7 protein-coding genes are annotated in these 9099 nt (G+C 43.4%); all 7 read right to left on the bottom strand.

Annotated elements, in window-relative coordinates; translation table 11 throughout:
* Positions 1-668: 668 nt before the first annotated feature.
* Positions 669-2045, bottom strand: coding sequence for a PhoH family protein (locus G636_RS0114180; RefSeq protein ID WP_026508583.1), 1377 nt, complete (start codon positions 2043-2045; stop codon positions 669-671).
* 303 nt (positions 2046-2348) lie between these two features.
* Positions 2349-3146 carry a hypothetical protein gene (locus G636_RS0114175; RefSeq protein WP_026508582.1) on the bottom strand — a complete coding sequence of 266 codons (798 nt, stop codon included), beginning with the start codon at positions 3144-3146 and terminating at the stop codon, positions 2349-2351.
* Between the two features lie 175 nt (positions 3147-3321).
* Positions 3322-4770 carry a [FeFe] hydrogenase H-cluster radical SAM maturase HydG gene (gene hydG, locus G636_RS0114170; protein ID WP_026508581.1) on the bottom strand — a complete coding sequence of 483 codons (1449 nt, stop codon included), beginning with the start codon at positions 4768-4770 and terminating at the stop codon, positions 3322-3324.
* Between the two features lie 32 nt (positions 4771-4802).
* Positions 4803-5861 carry a [FeFe] hydrogenase H-cluster radical SAM maturase HydE gene (gene hydE, locus G636_RS0114165; RefSeq protein WP_026508580.1) on the bottom strand — a complete coding sequence of 353 codons (1059 nt, stop codon included), beginning with the start codon at positions 5859-5861 and terminating at the stop codon, positions 4803-4805.
* Complete coding sequence (gene hydF / locus G636_RS18740) at positions 5858-7093, bottom strand: [FeFe] hydrogenase H-cluster maturation GTPase HydF (protein ID WP_051227046.1); 1236 nt, start codon at positions 7091-7093, stop codon at positions 5858-5860. Before hydF ends, hydE begins: the two co-directional genes overlap by 4 nt.
* A gap of 277 nt (positions 7094-7370) precedes the next feature.
* Entirely contained in the window at positions 7371-7616 is a 246-nt protein-coding gene (locus G636_RS0114155; RefSeq protein WP_026508579.1) for a TM1266 family iron-only hydrogenase system putative regulator, read from the bottom strand.
* 212 nt (positions 7617-7828) lie between these two features.
* Entirely contained in the window at positions 7829-8707 is an 879-nt protein-coding gene (locus G636_RS0114150; protein ID WP_026508578.1) for an SPL family radical SAM protein, read from the bottom strand.
* Between the last annotated feature and the right edge of the window lie 392 nt (positions 8708-9099).

The raw sequence follows: 9099 nt of genomic DNA, 5'->3' as shown, positions 1-9099 counted from the left end.
AAAGATGAAGTGATACTCAAACCCTACTTACTCAAAAAGAAAAAGTAAAAGGAACTCTAAATGCATAAGGCACAAATCGGACATGACAAGTCAATAACCACACACAACCAAGTGGAATTCACTCTTACACCCGCAAAATGTACGTTTGAGTTTCGCTTATTAGTCATGTCCAGAAATATGCCATCAGAGGATTTAAAACCCTCTGACAGGCAATTATTGTAACAGTAAATTCAACTTTTGGGAACTATGCCAAAGAAAAAACGCCTTTCTGAAAGAGTAACTTCCACTTTTCAGAATGACGTTTTTGAAGTGGAATTTAACTTTTCACTTCAGCATTAATAAAGTAGCGCTGCTGCAGAAGTTCTTTTTTGCAGCAGCGCTTATTAAACTTTTTGAAATATATCTGTGTATTTACATCATAGGATTACATCCCCCCTCTTCTTAGCATGCCTATATACATCCATTCAAAATTATGAGGTAGGTGTCAAAAGTTCCTTTTGACACCTTATGACTAACGGATTGTTCCGTTTCTTCGAAACTCTCACAATCCTAAAACATTCGCAAATCCGCACTACGTGCTACTTTGCTCATGTTTTGCGGGTCATAAATTCATATTCGATTTCGAGCAAGCTCGAATCGAAATGACTTTTGACCCTTACGTCATATTATTACAGTCTCTTGATAGCATCCATGGCAAGAGCTGATCTCTCGCATTCTTCTGCAGATAATGTGAGCTGGAAGCAGAAAGGCGAGTCCTTCATGCACTTGGCCGCATAGGAGAGGCCGTTGGTCCTCTTATCAAGGAAGGGCTTGTCTATCTGATTGGGATCTCCCAGGAGTATGATCTTGGTATCCCTGCCTGCTCTTGTGATGATACCCTTGGCCTGATTGGGAGTCATGTTCTGAGCTTCATCTATTATGAGATAGGTCTTGGCTATGGACCTGCCTCTTATGAAGTTCAGGGCTTCTGTCTGGATAATGCCTCTGTCAAATATCTCAGCCACCTTGTCTGACAGCTCTTCTTCATCTCCGTATCTGGCCTCTTCATCAGAATCCAGTATCTGCTCCAGATTATCTATAATAGGTCTCATAAGGGGAGCTATCTTTTCCTGCTCATCTCCTGGAAGGAAGCCTATATCATCATCAAATTGGGCATTGGGCCTGCAGACGATGATCCTCCTGTATTCTCCTGTAACATTATTGAATACCTTCTCAAGGCCTACAGCCAGTGAATAGAAGGTCTTGGCTGTACCTGCCATACCCTTTACGATTACCAGAGGCGCTTCCTGGGCGCTGGCCATAAGTGCTTCCTGCATAAAATACTGACCTACGTTTCTGGGAGTAACGCCGTAGGGCTTACACTTTTGATATTTAAGAGCAACCGCCTTTCCCTTCTTGACCCTTCCAAGGAGAGTCTTTCTGTCAGACTGATCAGGCTTTAATATGAGAAATTCATTTTCGTGAAGGGTCACAGGGATCTTTTTGCCTGTCTCATCCACCTGATAGAGGCCAGTAATATCTGCGCCGCCCTTTTTAAAGTCACTGACCAGTTCCTCGGGGATAAATACTTCTGTCCTTCCGATGTACTGCTCATCTTCATCGCTTATCTGCTCTGTTGTGAAATCCTCTGCCTTGATACCCAGGATATGGGCCTTGATCCTTAGGAGCAGGTCCTTTGTGACCAGGACTATCTGAGCCTTTTTGCTATTTTCAGATATGCCCATGCAGACCTGCAATATTCGGTTGTCACTCTTATCATCAGGAAGATCATCGGGAAGTGGGATGTTGACACAATTCTTCTCTACTCTTACGCTGCCTCCTCCCTGATTCTTGATGCCCTTTAAGAGATCACCCTTTTGTCTTAGATTCTCCAGGTACCTCACCGCTGCCCTTGCGTTGGCACCCTTCTCACCTTCTGCATTCTTGAGTCTGTCCAGCTCCTCCAGTACTACCAACGGCAATACCAGATCGTTGTCCTCAAAGCATTCCAGCGCATAAGGCGCCTGGATCAGAACATTGGTGTCGATGACATAAGTTTTCTTCATGCAATCCCCTCCCATCCCCTTATTGAGTTGTATTCCCAAATAAAAGAGCATAGCTCAGAAAGGTCTGCGCTATGCTCCGAAAATCCATTCAATAACACTATAAATTGTATGTAAGTAAATTATATTCACCATATATTGATTATAAATCAATAATGTTCATATAGCAATAGCGCTCCTATCATATTGCATACATTCTTGGATAAATAATCCAAGAATGTATGCAAATAGGCCATTTATAAGCAGCTAAAGCTGCTGGGCCTATTTGCCAGATTCATGTTCAATATATTCTTTTTCTGATAGTCCTCATGAGATATTGCCCTGGCCTATAATATCCGCTATTTCCATAGACTGCTTTCTTGATGCGGCTATCCCCTCAGCAAGACCCTCCAGATATATCAGGGACTTTTTGGTATCAGCGCCTTTTATCTTTATCTTGTTTATAAGGCTCGCTCTTTTGCTCAGATAGAAATGAGGACCCATTTTATCAGTGAGCGTCTGTATATTACCCTTTACGCTGCATACTATGTATCCCTTGTAGCTCTCATCCCCTGCCCTTTTATGCTCATCGTTTTCACGCCTGGCATAGACATAGGAATTATTCCTGTCCCTCATCTTAAAGCATAGAATATCCGCTACTGCGATATTATAAGTTATGGTCCTGCCATCCTCCCTGACCTTTCCCCGGATCATTCGCTTATCAGCATTTATCACCCTTCTTCTCAGATAATCTCTAAGAGCCTCCAGATTTTTGGCCTTGTCAGATACGGTCCCTAGCTCATATATCCTGATCAGGGTATCGGGGCTTACGCCTCCTGCGACATATTTGACCGGAGCTATGCTTGCTGCAGCATTTAAGAGTACAGGCAGCCTCTTATTATCCGTCATGATCTCCCTGTAAGCAACAAGGTCGTCCTCGTCCCTGATGTCCATGCAGTAAGCGCTCATGCGCTGAGACCTTATAATAGCGTCTTTGGCCTCATCAATAGTCCTGCATTTAATTACAAGAGTTTCTTCCCCGCTGATAAAATTCAGATAGGGAATAGCATTCTTTTCTATATAATTGATATACTTTCTGCTTTTTGTAAAAATGATCATCTCCATATATGCTTCCTCTTGAATCTTATCAGTAGAGTAATCTGCGACAATGATCCCAAAATCATTCTAAGCTACTATGTATATCGAATTTTTTAGAAAAAAAAGGAGAAGGCATATTGAGGTGACCACAAATGCTTCTCCTTTTTCGCTGATTTCTTTTTTCTTTATATTATTCAGTTATTTAGAATCTAAAATCCCTTCTGTTGGAAGAGCGGATATCATTGATATTCTGCTGGGCAATCTCTCGTACCTTATCCTTTGGTATCCTCTTCATCTCTTCTTCGATCATCTTGTAGCCTATCTTTCTTGTCTCCTCTGAAGCATAGTCTTCAAGGTACTCTGCCAGAGTCATGAGGGCATTGGGATGACAGCAGTTGAGGATCTGTCCGTTTTTGCACAGGCTCATGAACCTGTCGCCTGTCCTGCCTTCGCGGTAGCATGCAGTACAGAATGACGGGATATGTCCTGTCTCCATGAGCCAGCGCACTACCTCGTCCAGAGTCCTCTGATCGGATACGTCAAACTGCTCTGTATCATGAGGACGCTCCTCTTGTGTATATCCGCCTACGGAAGTACGGGATGCGCCGCTAACCTGTGAGATACCTACCTGGAGCAGTCTCTTACGTACATCCTCTGACTCTCTGGTAGATACTATCATGCCTGTATAAGGTACTGCCAGTCTGATGCAGGCTGCGATCTTGGTGAAGGTCTCATCATCGATACCGTTGTCAAACATATCAGGATCAATATCATCAGCCTTCTTTACACGGGGAACACTGATAGTATGAGGTCCTACGCCATGTACAGCTTCCAGATGCTCTGCATGCATGATCAGTCCTGCAAACTCATATTTATAGAGCTCCAGTCCAAAGAGTACTCCAAGGCCTACATCATCGATGCCGCCTTCCATAGCTCTGTCCATGGCCTCTGTATGATAATTGTAATCATGCTTGGGTCCTGTAGGATGGAGCTTTTCATAACTTTCCTTATGATAGGTCTCCTGGAAGAGGATGTATGTTCCAATACCTGCATCCTTAAGCTTTTTGTAATTCTCAACTGTAGTAGCTGCGATATTTACATTTACTCGGCGGATATCTCCGTTTTTGTGATGAACACTGTAAATGGTATTGATGCAGTCCAGGATGTATTCAATAGGATTATTCACCGGATCCTCGCCTGCTTCAATAGCCAGTCTCTTGTGACCCATATCCTGAAGTGCGATTACCTCTGCACGTACCTCTTCCTGGGTCAGCTTCTTTCTGGCTATGTGCTTGTTCTTTAAGTGATAAGGGCAGTAGAGACAGCCGTTCACACAATAGTTGGACAGATAAAGGGGAGCAAAGAGCACTATTCGATTGCCGTAGAATGCCAGCTTGATCTCCTCAGCTATCTCATACATCTTCTCGATCTTCTCAGGGATCTCACATGCCAGAAGGACAGATGCCTCTCTGTGAGTAAGACCCGCACAGGTGCAGCCATTACCGTTCTTGACAGGGCGTGCCTTCTCCAGGATCTGATCGATCAGCTCCACATTGTTCTTGTTTGCCTCTGCATACTCCAGTGTTGCGCGGATTTCCTCATCATTGATGAAATCGTCAGCGCAAAGTGATTTTGGATCATATTTAGCCATTTTGAAATACCTCTTCTTTCTCCTACATTTTTTTATATGGTGTAACCCGGAGCATCCCCTCTGTCTACTGCCAGATATGCCCCAACGGATTCCATGCGTAGCTCCAAACAGCCCCTGCACTGAGCTGATTCTTCACCTGTGCAGATCTTATTATCATAAAGCTCATACTTTTTGCGGACAGAACGTGGTGAGAGATTAGGCATGACCACGTTGGCTCCGGCCAAAACCCCCTTCTCCCTGCCCCTTGGATCAACTGTCCCAAGAGCTGTTGTTGCCGGTAGTAACAGCTTTGGATTTATCAGTCTTAGCACCGATAAGAGATAAAGTGTCAGCTCCATTGTGCCTGATTGCTCATCCCTAAAGGGCGTATTCCTGTGCGGTATAAAGGGTCCAATGCCGCACATGGCGGGCCCAAATTCCTCTATGAACTTCAGATCCCTTGCCAGCTCCTTCTGTGTCTGATAAGGAGAGCCTACCATAAAGCCGCAGCCTACCTGATAGCCTATCTCCTTTAGATCTCTTAAGCATCTCATCCTATTGTCATAGGACATTGATGCGGGGTGAAGCTTTGCGTAATGAACAGGGTCTGCTGTCTCATGTCTTAATAGATATCTGTCTGCTCCTGCATCATAGAGTGCCTGATAGCTATCTCTCGTTCTCTCTCCTACTGATAGTGTCACAGCGCAGTCAGGATGCTTTGCTTTAATATTTTGAACTATACTGCATAGGATCTCGTCAGTATAATAGGGATCTTCGCCTCCCTGGAGCACAAAGGTCCTAAAACCAAGTTCATAACCTTCATCGCTGCAATCCAGGATTTCTTCTTCTGACAAGCGGTAGCGCTCAGCCTTGTCATTACTGCATCTTATACCGCAATAAATACAGTCGTTTTTGCAAATACTGCTGATCTCTATAAGTCCCCTGGTGTATATGGCATCTCCGAATATTTCTTTTTTTCTTTTAAGAGCAAGCTCTGCCAGAAGCTCTGCTGCTTCACTATCCCTATCCCTGATCAGTTCTTCATATTCAGGAAGAGACAAACTCCTATCCTTATCAAGTCGCAGGATCAGCTCCTTTATCTTATCTGTCATCCCCTTCCCTCCAAGGTACTCTGCGTGGTATCCATAGATTCCAGCAGCTTATGAAGATCAGGGAACAGACGAAGGCTTCTCTCCAAGGCTCCTGTTATAAATGCGATAGCTATGCCGTAATTGGTAAATGGCACGTTCTGACTGACAGCTTCTTCCATTCTTGCAGTCACTGCTGTCTCAGTGAGCATGCAGCCGCCGCAGTGGATAACAAGTTTATAGGCTGTCAGATCATCTGGAAACTCATTGCCGCTGCAGGTCTCTATTATCAGATCCTTGCCGGTATATGCTTTTAACCAGCGAGGTATCTTTACCGTACCTATGTCATTGCACTGCCTGTGATGTGTACAGCCTTCTGCCAGGAGAACCCTGTCACCATCCTTTAGATCTTTTACAGCACTTATCCCTCTTACCGCTGTCTCTAGATAACCCTTATATCTGGCCATTAGTATTGAGAAGGAAGTGAGTGCTATCTCATCCGCTACTATGGCATTGACCGCTTTAAATGCCTGGCTGTCAGTGATCACAATAGAAGGTTTTATTCCCTCTTTACTCAAAAGCTGCTCCAGTTCTGTATCTCTTACTACTATGGGTATAGCTCCGTGGTCCATGAGATCCCTGATTGTCTGCTGCTGGGGCAGGATGAGCCTACCTTTTGGTGCGGACTCATCAATGGGACATACCAGTACGCACAGGTCACCTGGTTTAACCAGGTCGCTTGCAAGCTGCTTTTCTTTTTTATCCGGTATCAGCTTTGATAGCCTCTCCTTAAGCTCATGTATGCCTTCTCCTGTCAGGCTGCTGACAAGGGCTGCGCCTTCAGGCGCCGTAAGCTCAGATCCCAGATCAGTCTTATTCCATACTATAAGATAAGGGATATTTCTATTCCTAATCAGCTCCAGCAGTTCATTGTCTGCTTCAGACATGCCCCTAATGCTATCTGCAACCAGCACTGCTATATCACAAGTCCTTAATATCTCATTTGTCTTTTGTACTCTCTTAAGTCCCAGAGCTCCTTCGTCATCAAAGCCCGGCGTATCTATTATGACCACAGGACCAAGTGGCAGCAGCTCCATAGCCTTCTTTACAGGATCGGTGGTAGTGCCCAGTACATCTGATACTACAGCCAGCTCCTGTCCTGTCACTGCATTAACAAGGCTGGATTTACCGGCGTTTCTTGATCCAAAAAAGCCTATATGTGTCCGTTCTCCGGACGGTGTTTCATTTAACCCCATAAATACCTCTCTTTTTCATCCTCTTGCACTTCTCATGCATTTTAATAATCCGCCATACTCATATATCATTGCTGCATTATTCATCAAGAGGACTAATTAATTTAAAAAGCGCTGTTCCCCCCTAGTTAAGGAACAGCGCAAGAACATACATATTCAGTTGCTGCATCTTATCTTTCACTTCAAGTTATCGTTTCGGCGTCAGGGGATGTGTGTAATCGATATTAAGTTTACCTCTCAAATGTCAGTTGAAACTTATGTCTAAATGATCTGCCACAGATCAGTTCTTGGAATAAGTGGCCTTGGCTGTGATTCCCTCAATGCGTCCCAGCGCTCCTGTCAGGGAATTGATATCATCAGCAGGTGCATCAATGGCAATGCAGATAATGTTAATACCCTTCTGCTTATAAGGGATACCCATCCTGCCAATAATATGATCTCTGTAATTATGAAGCAGCTCATTAAGCTCTCCTACTGCCTTATCATCTTCTACGATAATGCTCAGAACAGCCACACGTGTTTCCATACCTGCACCTCCAGGAATACAAGGAAGTATCCCGACATGCTCAGAAGTGCACGGATGCACTTCAATGTCGTGAATACAAGGAAGTATCCCGACATGTCCTGAAGTGCAGGGACGCACTTCAATGTCGTGATTTTTTTACAATTATCCGTTACAGTATATTAATTTTAATGCTCTCAGCATCAAAAGTAAACTCCAATTTTATACTGCTTCTACTATAAATCAAAGAGACTAATCTGCTCATATTTATCCGGTAGTTCCTGCATAAATGCAAAGCAGTCTTCAGCTTTTGATAGGATATTATTCTCCATGCATATATCCTCAAATAGTGCCCTCAATTCTTTGGCATTAGGGCTTGGAAGCTCGTAAGCGTTACCATATCTTCTTATGTATCTTTCTTTCATTCCCGGAAAGTACTTATCAAGGGCTGCATAATAGTATTCCCTGTCTCCTTCTCTAAGGGTGAGGCCCATGCCAAAATCTATTATTCCCTTAACGCCTGTTCTTACACATTCATTGAGGATAGCCGTTATGTTTTCTTTTGTATCGTTAATATATGGCAGTATAGGTGTCAGCCATACTATTGTAGGGATACCCTTTTCCCTAAGCTTTTCCAATACTTCGATGCGCCGTTTGGTATTACAGACATTGGGCTCTAAAATCCTGCACAGATCATCATCATAGGTTGTAAGTGTGATCTCGACTACAGCTTTCGCATTTTTGTTGATCTCTTCGAGGAGGTCAATATCCCGGAGTATAAGGTCTGATTTTGTCTGGATCGCTACCCCAAATCCATACTGCAGTATCATTTCCAGGCAGCGCCTTGTAAGCTTAAGATCTTTTTCGCAATGCATATATGGATCTGACATTGATCCTGTGCCGATCATGCACTTTTTTCTTTTTGATCTAAGTGCTGTCTCTAATAGCTCAGGAGCATTCCTTTTCACCTCAATATCTTCAAAGGGATGTGTAAACCTATAGCATTTACTCCTACTGTCACAGTAAATACAACCGTGGCTACATCCGCGGTATATATTCATTCCGTAGTATCCGCCTTTTCCTGTCAAAATACCTTTTGCATCAACAAAATGCATCTCTTCGCCTCTCTGGAGCACTATTTATCAGATCTTGTCCTCTTCTATATAAATATTATAATTTTTGGCCTTATTTATCAAAATAAGCTTTATGGTCCACTAACCCCGTCCCAATGTCATTTAGATAGTAAAAAACTTAAGAATAGTGTATCATTTAAGCCATGATAATTCCAAACACAATACAGCCAGTTCTCGGGTTTACGGTCAAAAATTCTATTTTTGAAAAAGGCAAACAGACAGTCTGGGGAGACTGCCTACTGAAAGGTATTAAGTTGTTTTGGGTTATCGGTAGAATAATGGTTCAGCTGATTGGCGGCGTATAATTCTTTTGAATTTACGCCCCGGTCGAACTGGTACTAAAAATCTATTAATCAATTTCTCGAGATCTTTTA

The organism is Butyrivibrio sp. MC2013, assembly GCF_000424585.1.
Classification (GTDB): Bacteria; Bacillota; Clostridia; order Lachnospirales; family Lachnospiraceae; genus Butyrivibrio.
The sequence above is the reverse complement of the archived record's forward strand: the minus strand, read 5'-3'. Positions and strand labels throughout refer to the sequence as shown.